This is a genomic window from Brevibacillus fortis (genome assembly GCF_046196545.1).
GTDB classification, from domain to species: Bacteria; Bacillota; Bacilli; order Brevibacillales; family Brevibacillaceae; genus Brevibacillus; species Brevibacillus fortis_A.
On the sequence record NZ_CP176370.1, the window covers coordinates 4,543,929 to 4,562,362 of the forward strand.

The 18,434-nt window shown below is 48.9% G+C and carries 17 protein-coding genes, 1 pseudogene and 1 riboswitch; of the genes and pseudogenes, 7 read left to right on the top strand and 11 right to left on the bottom strand.

The window, feature by feature from the left end; translation table 11 throughout:
- Window positions 1-41: 41 nt before the first annotated feature.
- Window positions 42-860 (top strand): alpha/beta fold hydrolase, encoded by an 819-nt coding sequence (locus ACKKE8_RS22530; RefSeq protein ID WP_409174972.1) that lies wholly within the window; start codon window positions 42-44, stop codon window positions 858-860.
- A gap of 55 nt (window positions 861-915) precedes the next feature.
- Here ACKKE8_RS22530 and ACKKE8_RS22535 read toward each other — a convergent pair whose 3' ends face one another.
- The 5 genes from ACKKE8_RS22535 to moaC all read right to left on the bottom strand — a co-directional run bounded on the left by ACKKE8_RS22535 (window position 916) and on the right by moaC (window position 6,114).
- Window positions 916-2,124: a PLP-dependent aminotransferase family protein gene (locus tag ACKKE8_RS22535; protein ID WP_409174973.1), complete on the bottom strand. Its 1,209-nt coding sequence runs from the start codon at window positions 2,122-2,124 to the stop codon at window positions 916-918.
- Between the two features lie 195 nt (window positions 2,125-2,319).
- Complete coding sequence (locus ACKKE8_RS22540; RefSeq protein WP_088908737.1) at window positions 2,320-2,790, bottom strand: hypothetical protein; 471 nt, start codon at window positions 2,788-2,790, stop codon at window positions 2,320-2,322.
- 151 nt (window positions 2,791-2,941) lie between these two features.
- Window positions 2,942-4,123, bottom strand: coding sequence for a pyridoxal phosphate-dependent aminotransferase (locus ACKKE8_RS22545; RefSeq protein ID WP_409174974.1), 1,182 nt, complete (start codon window positions 4,121-4,123; stop codon window positions 2,942-2,944).
- Window positions 4,124-4,205: 82 nt separating this feature from the next.
- Window positions 4,206-4,320: riboswitch (SAM riboswitch) on the bottom strand.
- Window positions 4,321-4,380: 60 nt separating this feature from the next.
- Window positions 4,381-5,628 (bottom strand): MFS transporter, encoded by a 1,248-nt coding sequence (locus ACKKE8_RS22550; protein WP_409174975.1) that lies wholly within the window; start codon window positions 5,626-5,628, stop codon window positions 4,381-4,383.
- Window positions 5,629-5,631: 3 nt separating this feature from the next.
- Window positions 5,632-6,114: a cyclic pyranopterin monophosphate synthase MoaC gene (moaC, locus tag ACKKE8_RS22555; protein WP_409174976.1), complete on the bottom strand. Its 483-nt coding sequence runs from the start codon at window positions 6,112-6,114 to the stop codon at window positions 5,632-5,634.
- A gap of 169 nt (window positions 6,115-6,283) precedes the next feature.
- On the opposite strand from moaC, the gene ACKKE8_RS22560 reads away from it, so the two are divergent.
- From ACKKE8_RS22560 to ACKKE8_RS22580, 5 genes are all read left to right on the top strand, one after another.
- Window positions 6,284-6,823, top strand: coding sequence for a methylated-DNA--[protein]-cysteine S-methyltransferase (locus tag ACKKE8_RS22560; RefSeq protein ID WP_409174977.1), 540 nt, complete (start codon window positions 6,284-6,286; stop codon window positions 6,821-6,823).
- Window positions 6,816-7,529: a 2OG-Fe(II) oxygenase gene (locus ACKKE8_RS22565; protein WP_409174978.1), complete on the top strand. Its 714-nt coding sequence runs from the start codon at window positions 6,816-6,818 to the stop codon at window positions 7,527-7,529. Before ACKKE8_RS22560 ends, ACKKE8_RS22565 begins: the two co-directional genes overlap by 8 nt.
- Window positions 7,530-7,541: 12 nt before the next feature.
- The gene (locus ACKKE8_RS22570) at window positions 7,542-8,360 is read left to right on the top strand and encodes a radical SAM protein (RefSeq protein ID WP_047071884.1); all 819 of its coding nucleotides are present in this window, start codon (window positions 7,542-7,544) and stop codon (window positions 8,358-8,360) included.
- 102 nt (window positions 8,361-8,462) lie between these two features.
- A complete protein-coding gene (locus ACKKE8_RS22575) occupies window positions 8,463-9,170 on the top strand; it encodes a molybdenum cofactor biosynthesis protein (RefSeq protein ID WP_409174979.1) in 708 nt (235 codons plus the stop codon).
- A 4-nt stretch (window positions 9,171-9,174) separates the two neighbouring features.
- A complete protein-coding gene (locus ACKKE8_RS22580; RefSeq protein ID WP_409174980.1) occupies window positions 9,175-10,200 on the top strand; it encodes a ThiF family adenylyltransferase in 1,026 nt (341 codons plus the stop codon).
- Window positions 10,201-10,263: 63 nt separating this feature from the next.
- Here the strand turns inward: ACKKE8_RS22580 and ACKKE8_RS22585 are convergent, their stop codons facing one another.
- Genes ACKKE8_RS22585 through ACKKE8_RS22595 form a run of 3 tightly spaced genes read right to left on the bottom strand, consistent with a single transcriptional unit; the run spans window position 10,264 to window position 13,754 of the window.
- Complete coding sequence (locus ACKKE8_RS22585; protein ID WP_409174981.1) at window positions 10,264-11,322, bottom strand: sensor histidine kinase; 1,059 nt, start codon at window positions 11,320-11,322, stop codon at window positions 10,264-10,266.
- The gene (locus ACKKE8_RS22590) at window positions 11,319-11,993 is read right to left on the bottom strand and encodes a response regulator transcription factor (protein ID WP_409174982.1); all 675 of its coding nucleotides are present in this window, start codon (window positions 11,991-11,993) and stop codon (window positions 11,319-11,321) included. The genes ACKKE8_RS22585 and ACKKE8_RS22590 overlap by 4 nt, the downstream gene beginning before the upstream one ends.
- Window positions 11,994-11,996: 3 nt before the next feature.
- Window positions 11,997-13,754 carry an ABC transporter ATP-binding protein gene (locus tag ACKKE8_RS22595; RefSeq protein WP_409174983.1) on the bottom strand — a complete coding sequence of 586 codons (1,758 nt, stop codon included), beginning with the start codon at window positions 13,752-13,754 and terminating at the stop codon, window positions 11,997-11,999.
- 289 nt (window positions 13,755-14,043) lie between these two features.
- Here ACKKE8_RS22595 and acnA point away from each other — a divergent pair, with 289 nt between their 5' ends.
- Window positions 14,044-16,773 carry an aconitate hydratase AcnA gene (gene acnA / locus ACKKE8_RS22600; protein ID WP_409174984.1) on the top strand — a complete coding sequence of 910 codons (2,730 nt, stop codon included), beginning with the start codon at window positions 14,044-14,046 and terminating at the stop codon, window positions 16,771-16,773.
- Window positions 16,774-16,891: 118 nt separating this feature from the next.
- On the opposite strand, the pseudogene ACKKE8_RS22605 reads toward acnA, so the two are convergent.
- The 3 genes and pseudogenes from ACKKE8_RS22605 to ACKKE8_RS22615 all read right to left on the bottom strand — a co-directional run.
- Window positions 16,892-17,053, bottom strand: a pseudogene (locus ACKKE8_RS22605) (LysR substrate-binding domain-containing protein); the annotation flags it as partial.
- 71 nt (window positions 17,054-17,124) lie between these two features.
- A complete protein-coding gene (locus tag ACKKE8_RS22610; RefSeq protein WP_409174985.1) occupies window positions 17,125-17,784 on the bottom strand; it encodes an anti-sigma factor in 660 nt (219 codons plus the stop codon).
- Window positions 17,785-17,843: 59 nt separating this feature from the next.
- Complete coding sequence (locus ACKKE8_RS22615; RefSeq protein WP_409174986.1) at window positions 17,844-18,389, bottom strand: RNA polymerase sigma factor; 546 nt, start codon at window positions 18,387-18,389, stop codon at window positions 17,844-17,846.
- Between the last annotated feature and the right edge of the window lie 45 nt (window positions 18,390-18,434).

Here is an 18,434-nt window from a genome sequence, read left to right on the forward strand (position 1 = left end):
ACTTCAAAACAATCTGACACAAATGTCGTTGGGGGGCTTTTATGAGATGCGAGGTTAATGGCGTCAATCTTTACTATGAAGAGATCGGAAGCGGTTTTCCTGTCGTGATGATTCACGGCTTTTCACTTGATCACCGCTGCATGACTGGATGTCTGGAACCAATTTTTGAGAAACGTCCGGGATACCGACGACTTTACATAGACCTGCCTGGAATGGGACAAACGGAAAACTACGAACATATTCACACCACGGACGATATTCTGGAGGTTGTCCTCGCGTTCATCGATCAGCTCATTCCAGGTGAACCCTTTTTCATTGCGGGTGAATCATACGGCGGATATCTTACACGAGCAGTTATCGAGAAGCGCCGGGATCAAGTGAAGGGCGCCCTGTTCATCTGCCCGAACATTATTCCTGATAAAGAGATGCGCACACTGCCGAATAAACCCGTCCTAATAGAGGAGCCTTCTCTCTGGGAGAAGTTGAGTGAGACGGAGCGAGCGGAGTTTGAGTCGATGGCGGTAGTCGCTACCGATTATACGTGGAACCGCTATAAAAAAGAGATTGTCGACGGCTACATGCTGTCTGACCCTTCTTTCCTCAGTAAAATCAGGCAAGCGTATGGCGTGTCCTTCCCTTTGGATACGGCCCCCTTCCCACATCCAAGTCTTTTTGTTGTGGGCAAACAAGATCATTCTGTCGGCTATCGCGATATTTGGGATATTATCGAAGGCTATCCCCGCTCTTCTTTTGCCGCACTCGATTGTGCCGGACACAACTTGCAGATCGAGCAGCCGCTTTTGTTTGCAGAGCTTGTGAATGAATGGCTCGATCGGGCACAAAGAGAGCTTTCCCTGTAAACATGCATCAAAAAAGACAACCAGCACAATGCCAATGGTTGTCTTTTTGCTTCTATTAAACATTTGTCACCAGAGATTCGCTGTAGGCGTGGAATGCTTTGCCCAATCTGGAAATCGCAAGCTCCGTGTCTTCCCGGTTCAAGAGTGTATAGTTCAAGCGCATCGTATTGATATGCGGCTCTGCTGCATAAAACGGCTTCCCTGGCACGAATGCCACGCCTTCCTGTACGGAACGGGCCAGCAGCTTCTCAGCATCGACGTGCTCAGGAAGATTCACCCAGAGGAACATCCCGCCTCTTGGTTTTTCCCACTGTACGCCCTCCCAGTTTTGCGCAACCAAGAGCTCATGCATCCATTCCATGCGCGCCTTATAAGACTCACGGATTTTCTCAATGTGGCGCTCCAGATCAAAGCGGGACAAAAGCTCATACAGTGCATACTGGTCGATTGTGCTCGACTGTAAATCAACTGCTTGCTTCGCCTTCACCATCATTTGAATCACGCGTGTATCTCCAATGGCCCATCCGGTACGCAAGCCCGGCGCGACAATTTTGGAAAAAGTACTGGTGTACACCACACAGGAATCGGTCGGATGCTCATCCAGTGAGAAGATCGAGCGGTACGGTGTTTCCCCATCGAATTGGATCTCTCCATACGGATCGTCTTCCAGAATGAGAATGTTTTGCGCCTTACATTGACGAAGCAAGCCGAGACGGCGTTCCAGACTCCATACCTTTCCTGTCGGGTTCGCAAACGTAGGAATGACGTACACCATTTTCGGGCGGTACTGGGCAATTTTTTTCGCCAGATCGTCCAGATCCATCCCATCAGCATCGCCGTCTACGGGAATCGCTTTAATTCCCCGGAATTGGAACAATTGAACCGCTGCCAAATAGGTAGGGTTTTCGACGAGAACGACATCGCCTTCGTCTAAATATACACGGCACAACAAGTCTACTGCTTGCTGAGAGCCTGTTGTGATGATCATATTATCTGCACCGACGTTCATTTGCTTTTGCTTCATGCGGGATGCAATCCACTCACGAAGTGGCAAATATCCATCAGTCAATCCGTACTGAAGAGCCTTTGCTCCTTGTTCGAATGCGCGGTTGAACGCTTCACGCATCTCTGCTATTGGAAAAGAATCCTCTGCTGGCAGTCCACCTGCGAGCGAGAGCACTTGATTGCCTTGGGTCAGCTTCAAGATTTCCCGGACAGCCGAGGAGGATAGTGCTTCGACAGATTTTGAAAATGAGTACTCCATGTTCCGTTCCCCCTTGATTTTGCTTATCCTTGTTTTATCACTGTCAACAGCGTAAGTCCAATCTTTGCTAGCTATGAGCGGATAGGTTTTGACTATGTCGAGCGGTTGTTCAATCGTTAGTCTTGACACACTGCATGCAAAAAACCCCTCTTCGTATCAAACGAAAAGGGGTCCATATGTATGGGCTATATCTTCCTAGGCGATGCGGAACACACGCGGTTTCTCTGTGTGTGGGAGGAAAGAGAGGTCTACATGCGTGGACGCTTCTTCCATACCAATATCGCTTGCCAACAGCAGTGCCTCTTCTTGGAAGGTCGGCGTACAGCTGCCTTCATTCAGTTCACAGAGACGCTTCAATCGCTTCAGTCTCTCTGCGGATTTCTCCACTCTCATGCATTCATTCGTCAGCTCACAAACGTTGACGTGACGAGCATCAGCGATCATGCTGATATCATTCACATGGACAATCAGTCTTTTGCCTTCTTCTGTAACAAATCCGATCGAGCAAAAATGCGCACCTGACATTTCCAAACGAGTGAGAACAGCATTAGCGTAAACTTCTCCCGTCCGCAGGCGAATCTGGCCTGCTTCAATGGCCCCGCCGATTTTTCGCTCGTTGGCGATCACCGTATACATATCCGTGTAACCGTTAATCTGATAGCGCATGGTACCCTCCCGCTCTCGCTGAGACTAATTATCATTAACAATGCCATCGTATAATGAAAATCATTATCTGTCAATAATGAGAATGATTTTTATTCTAGAAGAAAAAAGCCACACTCCATTTGTATGGTAGTGTGGCCAAATTGCCTCGCTTTTATTTTGTTTTCGTAAATAACCCCAACCGCTCAATCCGCTGGACCGCTTCTGCGAGACGGTCTTCATTTGATAACAAAGCCGCTCGTACATAGCCCTCACCTGTCGGGCCAAAGCCATTTCCTGGCGCTACGACGACATGCGCTTTTTCCAAAAGCAGGTCAGAGAACTCCACGGATGTGAAGCCGCTTGGAACAGGAAGCCAAGCAAAAAACGACCCTTGAGATGGTGGCGCCTGCCAGCCAATCCGATGCAGATTGGAGTACAAGGCATTGCGGCGGCTTTCGTAGACAGCGACGAGATCGCGAACGCACTGCTGCGAATCCGTCATCGCTTTGGCTGCCGCCATCTGTACCGCTCCGAACAGACTGACGAAGTAATGGTCCTGAATGAGATTGATCAGACGAACCAGCTCGCGATTTCCTACCATGGCACCAACACGCCAGCCTGCCATGTTGTACGTTTTAGACAAGGTATAAAATTCTACGCCCACTTCTTTTGCTCCCGGAACCTGCATGAAGCTGACCGGCTTTTTCCCGTCATAGCTGATCGCCCCGTAGGCGAAGTCGTGGCAGACGACGATTTCATGCTTTTGGGCAAAACGAATGGTTTCCTCATAAAACTCGAGTGGTGCGTTGACTGCTGTCGGATTGTTCGGATAGTTGAGAAACATCAGTTTCGCTCGATCCAAATCAGCTTGGGAGAGCTGGCTGTAGTCTGGCAAGAAGTCATTTTCCGCCTTCAGCGGCATCATGACCATCCGTCCGTTTACGACAGCAACTCCCGACCAATAATCCGGATAACCTGGGTCTGGAACCAATGCAACATCGCCTGCGTTCATAAGAACTTGGCAAATCTCTACGAGTCCGGTTTTACTGCCGAACAAAATCGCTACTTCTTCCTCCGGATCGAGGTCCACATCAAATTCTTGCTTATACCAATGTTTCACTGCCTGCTTCAGTTCCACGCGTCCCTGAAAAGGCGGATATTTGTGATGGAGTGGTTGTGCCGCTTGCGCCTGTAATTCTTCAATAATATGTGGCGGTGTCGGCAAATCTGGATTGCCCTGCCCCAGGTTAATGACGTCATGGCCTTGCGCAATGACCTTGTTTACTTTTGCCACCAGGGTCGCAAAAAACTGGGTAGGGAGTCGATCAATCATGTCGGAGGGTTGAATGCGCATCTTTCTTCCATTCCTTTCTTGGGCCAATACAGTAAAACCCCCTTTTTCCATACAGAAAAAGGGGGAGATCAGCTTGGTCACGTCCTTATCTGTCAGGAAAAAATCCTGCTGGAATTGGCACAGCATCTGTCCATCACATGGAACAGATCCGCTGCCGGGCTTCATAGGGCCAGTCCCTCCACCTCTCTGAATAAGTCAAACACACGGAATATACTGTTTTTTCGTCTATATCATACTACTTGAGCACGTAAACCGTGTCAAGATGCTTGATTTTGTACCGAAACTTGATGCCTTCTTTTTTGAAAAGATGTGTGGAAGGCAAAGAATGCGACAGACAACAGACACAAGCCTGCCATCACAAACAATAGTCCCTGTGCATGAATCGATTGGAAAATGAAAGCGCCAAGCAATGGTCCGATCATCCGCCCTGCTGATCCAGTCCCTGCAATCAGACCTTGAATGAAGCCTTCTCGTCCCTCTGGCGTAAACTGTGCAGCTACTGCCGGCACCGCTGGCCACACGAGCATTTCTCCCAGCGTCATGATGAACATGCCTGCCACAAAGCCTGCATAAACCGTTGATTGCGACAAAATCAACATCGACAAGGCAAAAATATAAGCGCCCAAGAGCATTTGTGCTTTTAGTGTACGGGCAAAGCGTCGAATAACCCACGCAATCAATGGCTGACCAAACAGGATCAAACCGCCGTTCAGCGTCCACAACAGACTGTATTGGCGGAGTGAGATGCCCAGAGATTGCATGTAGGTCGACAGCACCGTCGTCCATTGTACGTAGACAATCCAGCTAATTAAGAGCCCCCCGCATAATAGCAGCAATGCTCCCCATACGACCTTCGTCTCTTGCTGTGGTTGTCGTAGAAGTTCGCCCTCTGTTTGTTCAGGAGCAGTCGTCTGCAATTGACGTTTTTGCTCTGCCAGTTTTAACTGACGCGGCAAAATGAACATGAACATCATCAGCACAATGACTTGTGAGATCGCATTTCCGAAAAACGTCCAAGCAAACGAAACACTTGCCAAGAAGCCGCCTAAAGCAGAGCCGGCAGCTACCCCCACATTGAGGGAGACGTAAATCAGATTGATTCCTTTACGGCCTCCCTCCGGCCATAAAACCACTGCCAATGCATTCATAACGGGAGAAAGGGATCCATAAAACAGTCCATTCAATAATAACAGTAGGACATAAACGGTAAAATCTTGTGTAACACCTAAACCGACGGAAATAACCATTCCTCCGATGGAGCCAACAACAATGGTGCGCATTTTGCCCCAGCGGTCAAACATCATCCCGCCGACAATACTCCCGATCAAAAATGCGCCTTGATTTAAAAGCAACAAGAAGCCGGCTACAGTCAGCGGCTTTCCGAGATGGTTGTGAATATAGATCGTGACTAGCGGCCAAATACATGCCATTCCGGTAGAAAAAATGACGGCAGCAATCGCCAATAAACGAATGCTGCTCGGATAGGATTCCCACTTTTGCTTCATGGCTTACTTCTCTCCCCGATGGAAATCGCCGCTTTTTCCGCCTGTCTTGGATTGCAGACTGGTCGGACCGATTATCATTTCTTTATCCATGGCTTTGCACATGTCATACACCGTCAAAGCCGCTACACTGACAGCGGTCAACGCCTCCATCTCGACGCCTGTTTTCCCTGTCGTCTTTACGGTTCCTGTAATCGCAAGCTTCGTTTCATCTACAAAAGCAAATTGTATGTCGATGCCAGTCAATGGCAGCGGATGACACATCGGGATGATTTCCCACGTTTTTTTGGCAGCCATGACACCTGCTACCTGGGCCACTGCGAGTACATCGCCCTTTTCGATTCGACCTTCACGGATTCGGGCAAGTGTTTCGGGTTTCATGCTGATTTGGCTCTCGGCTACAGCCACCCGTTTTGTGACGTCCTTCTCAGACACGTCCACCATCCGCGCTCGATTTTGTTCATTAAAATGTGTTAATTGATCAGTCATACTAGCATCGTTCCTCCTCTATCTCATCCTACCTTACTCCCACCGCTGGATAAAAGCAATGGGAATGTAGAGGACGTTTCGTTATCTTGCTCATCCACTCCTAAAAACGTACGAAGAACAGGTGTTGGAGGTATACTGTGCGTACACAGCTCAAAGGAGGCGTATGGAAATGGAAACGATTAAGGATCAGACGGTACGGTGGTCAATGCTTGTGAATGCTGATTGGACCATATATTTGGCTGCAACGGCTGCCGGACTTTGTTATGTCGGCTCGGTCAACCAGCCTTTTGCTGAATTGGAAGCGTGGGTTGAAAAGCATCGCCCACAAAGCGCATTGGTGCAAGACGATCCATGGCTAAAGCCTTTTGCAACAGAACTGATGGAGTATTTGCAGGGAACGCGTGAGCATTTTTCCATGGATTGCGACCTGTCTGGAACGCCTTTTCAGCTCGCTGTCTGGGAGGCACTGCGCCAAATCCCATACGGTCAAACGGCATCGTACACCGACATTGCGAACATCATTGATAAGCCTGCTGCTGTTCGTGCCGTAGGTGCAGCAATCGGTGCCAATCCGGTTCTCATTACAGTCCCCTGTCACCGCGTTGTCGGTAAAAACGGTTCACTGACTGGCTATCGTGGAGGACTGCCCATGAAGACCACTCTGCTTGATCTGGAGAAAAAGACGAATCGGGGTGTGAAGCATGGCTAGTTCCCTGACAGATAGGATCGCTGCACTTGACTGGCATTCCCTGCAACAGGAGTTGGACGAACAAGGGTACGCTGCTTTTCCTTCCTTAATAAGCGCGGATGCGTGCGAAGAATTAATCGCTACGTATGGACAGGATGACCTTTTTCGCAATACGATCCAGATGGCACGGTACCGTTTCGGTGAAGGGGAGTATCGTTATTATCAGGCTCCCCTTCCCTCGCTTTTGCAGGAGCTTCGCGAAGGCTTTTATCCGATGCTTGCGCAGACTGCGAATCGGTGGCTGGAAATGCTTGGACGCGAAGCTATTTATCCTGCTACCCTCCCTGAATTTTTGTCGCAATGTCACGCTCAGGGTCAGCTGCGCTCTACTCCATTGATTTTGAAATACGAAACGGGTGGCTACAATTGCTTGCATCAGGATATGTACGGCGAGGTGTTCTTCCCATTTCAAGTTGTTTTTGCCTTGAATCAGAAGGAGAAGGACTACAGGGGCGGAGAATTTCTTCTGATGGAGCAACGGCCGCGCGCGCAGAGCCGGGGACATGTGATAACCTTGGACCAAGGCGCTGGCCTGATTTTCCCGACATCCTATCGTCCTGTGCAGGGAACACGAGGCTACTATAAAAACACGCTGCGCCACGGTGTCAGCACGATTACCTCAGGAAAGCGCTATAGCCTCGGGATTATTTTTCATGATGCAAAGTGAGGAACGAACAGTATGAAAAGTATCCTTTCCTATAAAATGCCGAAAACACTCCTCAATAAAGGAAGCGGATTTCTTGCGGATTACACCCACTCGCTCAATCCGTATACGGGCTGTTCTTTCGCCTGCTCCTATTGCTATGTTCGGCAAATGCCTGTCTCTTTGTTTCGCAACGAGCAATGGGGCACGTGGGTTGACATTAAGCAGCAAGCTGCCGATTTATTGCGCAAGGAGCTTTTGCGGGCAAAGAAAAAAGGAAAGGTGACCATCTTCATGTCTTCGAGTACAGACCCGTACCAGCCCATCGAACAAACGGAAAAGGTAACGAGGTCTTTACTCGAAGTCATGGTAGAGAATCCACCTGATTTTTTGCTGGTGCAGACGAGAAGTCCCTTGGTTTGGCGGGATGCCGATTTGTTGCTCCTGCTGGGTGATCGCGTCCGCGTCAGCATGACCGTCGAGACCGATTTGGAGGAGATTCGCAGGCACTTTAGCCCACAAGCTCCCCCCATTCAAGCGAGGCTCAAAACACTCCAGCGTTTGGCGGAAGCAGGCATCCCTACCCAAGCAACCATTGCCCCTGTTTTGCCTAGCAGTGAGTCATTCCCGGAGATTTTGCGCCCCTTGGTCACACGTGTCTGTGTCGACGATTTTTATATGGGAGATGGCAGCGGCGGTAAACGAACGAAAAGAAACGGCATTCCCGCTCTCTATGAACAGCTTGGACTAGAACAATGGTATGATCCTTCCGCTTATCGGATCGTTTATGATCGGCTATTACGTGTTTTTCCCCCGGACCAGATCTATTTGAGTCAGGAAGGCTTTGCCCCTTAGAATCAACCGCTGATTGAAACACCCACTCATTGGCAACTTTGATCGGTTTATGATATCGTCTAGCCTAGAGAGTAGTATCATCCAGGGAAATGAGGAATTGTCTTGACCATTACGATCTTGTTATTTGCCGGACTCGCCGAACGTGCGAATGCCCGGGAAGTACAGTTGACCCTATCTGAAGGCGCGACCGTTAGCGATCTTCTGCAAGCAGTGGAAAAAGAATATCCTGCGCTCTCTGCGCTTTTAGGCAGTTGCTTTGTCTCTATCAATCATGAATATGCGGCGAAAAATCAGGTCATTTCAGCCGACGACGAGATTGCCCTCTTACCTCCCGTAAGCGGCGGAGAAGAAGACCCGCGCTTTGCCATTACTGAGGAGCCCATTTCTGCGGACAAGCTGGTTCGTCTGGTAAGTAACCCGCATGCAGGCGCGATCCTTACTTTTGTCGGAACTGTTCGGGAATTTACCCATGGTCAGCGCACGGTGTATTTGTCCTATGAAGCGTATGCCCCTATGGCAGTTGAAAAAATGAAGCAGGTCGCAGCAGAAATCGAGGAACGCTGGCCAGACGCTCAAGTCGCGATGCACCATCGTATCGGTAATTTGGCTGTGGAAGAAATTGCGGTTGTTTGTGCCGTTGCAACAGCGCATCGCAATGAATCGTTTGAAGCAGGCCGTTATGCCATCGAGCGACTCAAACAGATCGTTCCCATCTGGAAAAAAGAAATGTGGGAAGATGGCAGCGAATGGAAGGGACATCAGCAAGGACCGTGGAATCCGCTTGCGATGCCAGAAGGAAAGGTGGAGTAACGCCTTGGATACTCGCTATTCCCGTCAAATATTGTTTTATCCGATCGGGCGCAGTGGACAGGAAAAGCTCGGGCAAAGCCGTGTAGCGATCGTCGGCATGGGAGCGCTCGGAACTGTTCTCTCCAATCATATGGTCCGTGCTGGAGTAGGTTTTGTCCGAATCATTGACCGCGACTTCGTCGAGCCGAGCAACCTGCAGCGTCAAATGCTCTACGACGAATCCGATGCAGCCGAGCATTTGCCAAAAGCAATCGCCGCTCACGCCAAGCTGGCAAAGATCAACTCAGCTGTCACGATCGAACCGATTGTCGCAGACCTCACCGCTTACAATGCGGAGGAATTGCTGGCAGATGTCGATCTCGTTCTGGATGCGACGGATAACTTTCAGGTGAGATATCTCGTGAACGATGTTTGCGTTAAGCATAGTATTCCGTGGGTGTACGGTGGCGCTGTGAGTGCGACCGGAACATTTACCGCGATTCGTCCGGGGATCACGCCTTGCTTGCGCTGTCTTTTCCCTGAAGCGCCAAACCCGGGTGAGATGCCTACCTGTGACACGGCTGGCGTCATCGGACCGATCATTCACATCGTCGCCTCTTATCAGGCAACAGAAGCATTCAAGCTGTTAGTAGGCGCAACGGATGATCTTAATCCGAATTTGGAGCACTTTGAGATTTGGCATAACCGCCATCAGCAAATCAAGGTGGTCAATGCCCGCCGAGACGACTGTCCGACATGTGGGCAGAAGCAATTTTCGTTTTTGCAACCGGATACCCAGGATGGACAAGCCGTTTCGCTTTGCGGTCGAGACACCGTACAAATCTCGCCCGCCGCTGCAATTACACTTGATCTGAACGCATTGGCTGATAGACTCTCCCCTTTGGGACAAATCGAGCAAAACAAGTTTTTGCTGCGTTTCCGTGTCGATACGTACACGCTCGTCATTTTCCCGGATGGTCGTGTCCTTGTGCAAGGCACAGATGACATCAGCCTGGCACGTTCGCTCCATGCCAAATATATCGGCGCGTAACTGCTTAACCCGTAATGAAAATAAGCTGTCCCAGACCGTCGCTCGGACGAAGGGGCAGCTTTTTTATGCGGTTTGAACAAATGTAATCGTAAACGTGGTACCTTTCCCTACTTCACTCTCAACGGCGATCGTGGCATGATGCAAATCGATTATTTTTTTCACGATAGCTAGCCCCAGACCACTACCCGAATTGGCTCGATTCCGCGATGGGTCCGCCTTGAAAAATCTTTCGAAAATGCGCTCCTGATTTTCCTTGGATATCCCGATTCCCGAGTCGGTTATTTTCACGAGCACTTCTCCGTTTACCGTCTCCAGCTTTACGCTGATTTTCCTGCCTGCCTCCGTGAATTTGATGCTGTTGCCAAGCAAGTTGGTCCAAACTTGACTCAGCATATCTTCGTCGGCGACGATTTCGACTTTTTCCAAGTCTATGTCCATTTCAATCTCTTTCGCCATCCATTGCGGCTCGCATGCGAGGATGATTGCGCGGAGTTGCGTGTCCAACCGATACCGCTTCCGCTCTAAATCATGCTGGATGCCCTCTAGCGCAGTGAGCTTCAGCAGGTTGTCACTGATCTTGGACAGCCGCTTGCTTTCCGACTCGATAATCTCCAAGTAACGTTTACGCTCATCTGGGCTAAGTCTTTCATTATGCAGGGCGCGAGCAAACCCGCTGATGGACGTCAGCGGTGATTGGATTTCGTGGGAAACATTGGAGATGAACTCCTGCCGCAGCTTCTCCATTTCATTTAATTGTTCCGCCACATGGTTAATGCCTTCCACCAGCTCCCCCCATTCGTGCGCCAGCTTGATATCGAGATTGACCCGAAAATCCCCCATGGCGATCCGTCTGAGCGCATCAATCAATGGTTGAAACCTGCCCCGATGCCTTGGCATGGTGAAGAAAGAAACGATCATGCCTACCCCAATAAACAAAATACAGTTCAAAACTGAATGGACCACCGCTTTTACAAGACCATTGGGATCATAGCCCACATAGCCATAAAAGAGAGTGGTAATCCCGTACGCACCTAACCCGCACAAGGCAAAAACAGCACATAAGCCCACCACGCCTGCGAGTTTCAGCAAAACATGGGAATGTTCTCGCCGCCTCTTTTTCATACGACGATCTCCAATCGATAACCAAGTCCCCGGACCGTCCGGATCAAAAAGCCGTACATCGCTTCCGGAAAACGCTCCCGCAATCGGTTGATGTGCACGTCTACCGTACGCTCATTTCCTTCAAAATCATAGCCCCATATTTGTTCGATCAGCTGCTCCCGGGAGATGGTCTGCCCGGGATAGCTGGCCAGTTTGAATAGCAGCTCGAACTCCTTGAGTGGAATGCTCCATGTTTTCGTGCCACTGGCGACTGCAAACGTTTTACGATCAAGTAGCAGTTTTCCTGCTTGAACCTGATGCGAAGCGGCAATCCGGTAACGCTTGAGCAGCGCTTTCACCCGGACGACCAGCTCCTGCGGATCAAACGGCTTCACCAAATAATCGTCTGTCCCTAGCTCGAAGCCTTTGATTTTTTGCGATGTCTCTCCCTTCGCAGTCAGCATGAGCAAGGGAAAATCATAATGCTTGCGAAGATGCCGACACAGCTCCCAGCCATCCATATTCGGCATCATGATGTCAAGAATCACCAGTTGTGCCTGAACCGACTCCAATTTGTCCAGTGCCTCCTGTCCGTCTGCGGCTTCCACTATCGTAAAGCCTTCATTGCGCAAGAAGACGCTGACGAGCTCGCGTATATGCGGATCGTCGTCGACAACCATAATTGTGGTCACGTTCTACACCCTTTCTTTTACGAGCAATTGCTGACTAGCCAATTCGCGGTACATCTCATGGGTTTGAAAAAGCTCTTCATGTGAACCCATCCCTGTGATTTTTCCCTTTTCCAAAAAGATGATTTGATCTGCTTCCACCACAGTCGACAAGCGATGGGCAATCACGAGGGTGGTACGTCCCTTCATCAAATTTTGCAACGCCTTCTGGACGATCATCTCGGAATTGCTGTCCAAGCTAGAGGTCGCTTCATCCAACATCAAGATTTGCGGGTTCCGAAGCAGTGCACGGGCAATCCCGATTCGTTGGCGCTGTCCGCCCGATAGCTTCATGCCTCGCTCCCCTACTTCTGTCTCATAGCCATTCGGCAATTCCTCAATAAATTGATCCGCATAGGCCATCTTTGCCGCCTCCTTCAGTTCCTCCTCGCTAATCGTCCGTGAAATCCCGTAGCAAATATTTTCTCGGATGGTTCCGGCGATCAATGGACTTTCCTGAGACACGTAACCGATTTGACTTCTCCACGACTTCAAGGAAAAATCCGTAATAGGATCATGACCCAGCCTGATTTCTCCACTCAGTGGCTGATAATACCTTTCAACCAATGAAAACAACGTCGTCTTGCCGCTTCCGCTCGGTCCGACAATCGCATTTACTTTTCCGGCCCCAATCGTAAAGCTGACATCATCGAGTATCGTTTCCCCGTTCTCATACGCGAAGCTCACATGGTTCACATGAATGGGCTGGCCTGCGTTTTCAAGCGTCCGTCCTGTCAAAAGATCTTCTTCCTCGGCGTCCAGCGTCGCAATGATTCTTTCTGTTGCCCCCATGGCTTTTTGTAAGGAGGTGAAAAACTGTGTGAATTGCCCCAGCGGTATAACAATTTGCACCAGATACAAAATAAACGCGACCAGCTCACCAGCTGTCAATGCTCCCGAGGACACCCGCATGCCGCCATAGCCGATTACAACCACGAGTAGCACCATCAGGATAAAGGACATTAACGGTCCAATGACAGCTTGGACTCTCCCTTCTTTCAGCCCGAATCGGAACAAATTCCCGATTGCCTTTGTTCCCATCCCCAGTTCGTGTGTTTCAGCATTGGAGGATTTTACGAGCCGCATCTCTTGGAGTACTTGATTCATAATTGTCGTAAAGCTGGCGGTCTCATCTTGCAATCCTTTTGAAATTTTGTACATCTGACTACCAAGCGGTATGAGAATCCCGATGCACAGCGGCACAGCAACGAGCATGGTCAACGTCATTTGCCAATCGAGGTAGAGCAAAGTCACCACAGAACCAACAATCGTGATCAATCCTGTGAAAAAGCTGGACAGTTGATCACTAATCAGGCTTTTCACAACACCGGTATCGTTGGTCATTCGACTGATCGTCTCACCTGTCCGGTTGTTATCATAATAAGAGATCGGCAGGACGAGCAGCTTTTTCCAGAGTCGTTCACGGAGTGAGGCCACCACACTCTCGCCGACATGATTTAATAAGTAGATGGACAGCCCTCCCGCAATGGCTTGTGCGATAAAGGCTACGATCAATAGAATGATTTGTGGTGTCGTGATCGTAGATAGGGAAAAGCTGTCCACCAAATCCTTCGTAAACAACGGAATGACTAAGCTAACCAGTGTGGTGGCGATGCTCATGAACAACGCGACGCCGATTTTTAGCTTGGATGGCTTTGTTTCCATTATTAATCGAAAGAAAGGTCGCCAGTTTCCCCATTTCGCTACGCTATTCTTCTGTTCCATTCGTTCATTTCTCCCCTTTTCCTCCATTCATTGTCGCTTGCAAGAGATAAGATACTGCATGAATGTAAACGAAATATAAACGGGATAATAATTGAAGTGCGTGCAATTTTCTTCTTTATAATAAGAAGACGTTCGTGATCCAATTTTCTTTACCTATGATTTTTGTATATAAATGATGAATTTGGGGTAGAAGCCGGGAAACAAATCGTATATAATAGGTTCGTAATGAAGAAACGAAACAGTGTTTCACCAGATGAAACTCCATGTTATTATAGGGAGGTTGTATACATTGGCTAACAAAGATGCTTACAAAGTAAAGTCATCCCTGCAAGTAGGCGACAAGTCTTTTGCTTACTATCGCCTGCAAGGGTTGGAAGAACAAGGATTGGGCGATGTTTCCAAACTGCCGTTCTCCATTAAAGTTCTGCTCGAGGCTGCTGTTCGTCAGTTCGACGGCCGTGCAATCACGAAAGAACACGTACAACAATTGGCGACCTGGACAAAAGGCCGCGACGAAAACCAAGAAGTACCTCTCATGCCAGCTCGTATCGTACTGCAAGACTTCACCGGTGTACCGGCTGTAGTTGACTTGGCAGCGATGCGCATCGCGATGAAGCGCGCTGGTGGAGATCCAAAACGAATCAACCCATTGGTTCCAGTTGACCTCGTTATCGACCACTCCGTCATGGTTGACGATTTCGGTAACGCGTCCGCTCTGGACAACAACATGAAATTGGAATTCGAACGCAACCAAGAGCGCTACCGCTTCCTGCGTTGGGCACAAACTGCGTTTGACAACTTCCGTGCGGTTCCTCCAGCTACTGGTATCGTTCACCAAGTAAACTTGGAGTACCTCGCAACTGTAATCGCTACTCGTGAAGTAGATGGCGAATTGGTTGCTTTCCCTGACTCTCTCGTAGGTACTGACTCCCACACCACTATGATCAACGGTCTTGGTGTTCTTGGATGGGGTGTTGGTGGTATCGAGGCAGAAGCAGGAATGCTCGGCCAACCTCTGTATTTCGTAACTCCAGAAGTAGTTGGTTTCAAACTGACTGGCACACTGAATGCTGGTGCAACTGCAACCGACCTCGCTCTAACTGTTACGCAAATGCTGCGTAAAAAAGGCGTTGTAGGTAAATTCGTGGAGTTCTACGGACCAGGCCTGTCCAACATCTCGCTGGCTGACCGCGCTACCGTAGCAAACATGGCACCTGAGTATGGCGCTACAATGGGCTTCTTCCCAGTAGATGCTGAAACAATCAACTACATGCGTCAAACTGGTCGTGAAGAAGACCTCATCTCCTTGGTTGAAACTTACACCAAAGCACAAGGCCTCTTCCGTACTGACGAGACTGTTGACCCAGTATTCTCCGAAACATTGGAACTGGATCTGTCCACTGTCGTACCTAGCTTGGCTGGTCCAAAACGTCCTCAAGACCGCGTAGAACTGACTGCTATGAAGGAATCCTTCAATAACAGCTTGCGTACGCCGATCGACAAAGGCGGATTTGGTCTCTCCGAAGAGAAAATCGCAGCTAGCGCACCAGTTGCTTATGCAAACGGTGAAACAGCTACGCTGAAAACAGGTGCAGTTGTTATCGCAGCGATCACTTCCTGTACCAATACATCAAATCCTAGCGTAATGCTGGGTGCAGGTATCCTGGCGAAAAAAGCTGTGGAAAAAGGCCTGAAAAAGCCTGCTTTCGTAAAAAGCTCCCTGGCTCCAGGTTCCCGCGTAGTTACACAATACCTGACTGACGCTGGTCTGATCGACTCCCTGGATGCTATCGGATTCAACGTAGTAGGTTATGGTTGCACCACTTGCATCGGTAACTCCGGTCCATTGCCAGAGGAAACCAGCAAAGCTATCGCAGACGAAGATCTGACAGTTGCAGCGGTACTCTCCGGTAACCGTAACTTCGAAGGTCGTATCCATGCACAGGTAAAAGCGAACTACCTCGCTTCTCCTCCATTGGTTATCGCCTATGCACTGGCAGGTACTGTAGATATCGACCTGACTACAGAGCCAATCGGCACTGGCAAAGACGGTCAACCTGTATTCTTGAAAGACATCTGGCCAACTCCACAAGAGATCGCAGCTGCAATGGACAAAGCTATGAATCCTGCTCTGTTCCGCGCTGAGTACGGCCAAGTGTTCACGCAAAATGAAGCTTGGAACAAAATCGACGTTCCAACTGGCGACCTGTACGAGTGGGATGAAAAATCCACGTACATCCAAGAGCCGCCATTCTTCCAAAACCTGGCTGGAGAAATCGCTAAAATCGCAGACATCAAAGCAGCGAACACCATCGCACTCTTCGGTGATTCTGTGACAACTGACCATATCTCCCCAGCAGGTAACATCTCGCCAACTAGCCCAGCAGGTCTGTATCTGCAAGCAAACGGCGTAGAGCGCAAAGACTTCAACTCCTACGGTGCTCGTCGTGGTAGCCACGATGTAATGATGCGCGGTACATTTGCAAACATCCGTATCCGCAACCAAGTAGCTCCTGGAACTGAGGGCGGCGTAACCAAATACTTGCCAACTGACGAAGTAATGTCCATCTACGATGCTTCCATGAAGTATCAAGCAGACGGTACTCCACTCGTTGTACTGGCTGGTAAAGAGTACGGTACTGGTTCTTCCCGTGACTGGGCAGCTAAAGGTACATTCCTCTTGGGTATCAAAGCGGTTATCGCTGAGAGCTTCGAGCGTATCCACCGTGCTAACTTGGTTGGTATGGGCGTTCTGCCTCTGCAATTCGCTGGTGACCAAAGCTGGAAGTCCCTCGGCATCGACGGTACTGAGTCCTTCAACATTGTAGGTCTCTCCGATGATGTTCAACCTGGACAACGCGTAAAAGTAGAAGCAACCAAGAAAGATGGCAGCACCTTCGAATTCGAAGTAATCGTGCGCCTCGATTCCATGGTAGACGTGGACTACTACCGCAATGGTGGTATCCTGCAAACGGTTCTGCGTCAATTGCTGGATGAAGGCAAACCAGTAACTGCGTAAGCAAACGAATAAAAAATAAGTTCGTATCAGCACCCACCCAACAAAAAGGGCAGACTCCGAGTATTCGGCAGTCTGCTCTTTTTACGTTTCCATCCAAATGTTCAGTGAAAATAAAGGATTAGACCGGACCCATTGGTGAAAGGCATTTGTCTTTATGCCATGACATCTGTGTATACACGCGCAAGTCTGGAATTTGCCATGGAAGAGCAACAAGTTCGCCCCGTTCAACTTCCACTTTCGTTGTCATTTCGGGAAGGAAGGCAATACCGATTCCCGTAAGAACATTAGCACCCGTTCGTACTATACGGTTAGTCAGATATTTAAAATGTATCTGTCCTTTTCTGTTACCATCTATGACCCGGCTATTTTTTTTCCTCTTGGTTGTCTGCTGTTGGCGTCCGGTTCGACAGTGATGCCGATTTGATCAAAAGTCTGCCCTTCGGCGAGCTGGTAGGTCAGTATTCCGGATCCGTTTTCGTCCGGCTTGAATATGCCACCATTTTCCCTTGTGCTGTTTTTCAGCAGCCAAACCTGGTAAACCTGTGAACCTTCGACACCGGGCAATTCGTGAACCTGCACCACCAAATTTTTCTCTGATCCCTGCTGGACAATATAGGCGACGCCGTTTGTTCCCGGGTGGCTTTGATTGGCTGCTTTTAAGGGAATCGCCGTTAAAATTTCAATGGGTATATTTTCGGCATGGTGATTTTTTACCTGTACATTTGCTATTCCAAGACCAATAAACGCGAGCAACAAGACGGCCACAATACTGGTTGAAACTGGAGTGAACTGGTTTTTGAGCATCATGGCGCGCTTGCTCATCTTATCCATGAATGTTTCCTTACCGCTTTTCCTTTTGGGATCAAAAACAAACCCCAGCACCTCGCCTTTTAGCGATTCAGGCACCTCGATCTCGGTATAATCAAACGGCAAAGCATGCCAGGCCTGGGATAATTCCTGATATTCTTTCTTACACTCCGTACAATTCTTTACATGTTCAGCAAAGGCCATGTGGTCGCTCTCCTTGAGCTCATTTGCTATATATGGAATTAAATCATCACAAACCCTTCTCATTTTATGTCCTCCAGTTCCAGATGCTTCCTCAATCCTTTAAGAGCCTGGTGAAGCCTGCTTTTAATCGTGCCGAGCGGCTCTTGTTCCAGCTTGGCGATCTCTGAAAGAGAATACCCTTTCCAATAAAGCAAATCGATTAATTTTCTTTGCGCCGTCGGCAATTTGTTTTTCGCCATCGCAATATCATTCGTATTTACTCGTTGCTCAACTGCATTTTCAGGGTCAGCGATCTCTTCATGTTCCTCTTGATGGTGTTGTGTATGCCTCTTCTCTTTGCGGAGGTAGTCAATGCATATATTGCGGGTGATCGTGAGGAGCCAATTTACAAAGCTGCCTTGAGCAGGATCGTAATGACTGTTTGTTGTCCATAGCCTCAAAAAGACCAATTGAATAATCTCTTTCGTCTTATCCTCGTTCCCATTGCAAAACTTCATAACGAAGCCGTAAACAAGCTTTATATATCGATCATAGAGCTCCTCTAATGCGTGACCATTTTTTTCGTTTACCAATCGCATTAATTCCGCATCGTAATTTTCTTTCATGTGGCACTCCCTGCTTTTGGATAAAAATATATTGCCATAACACTA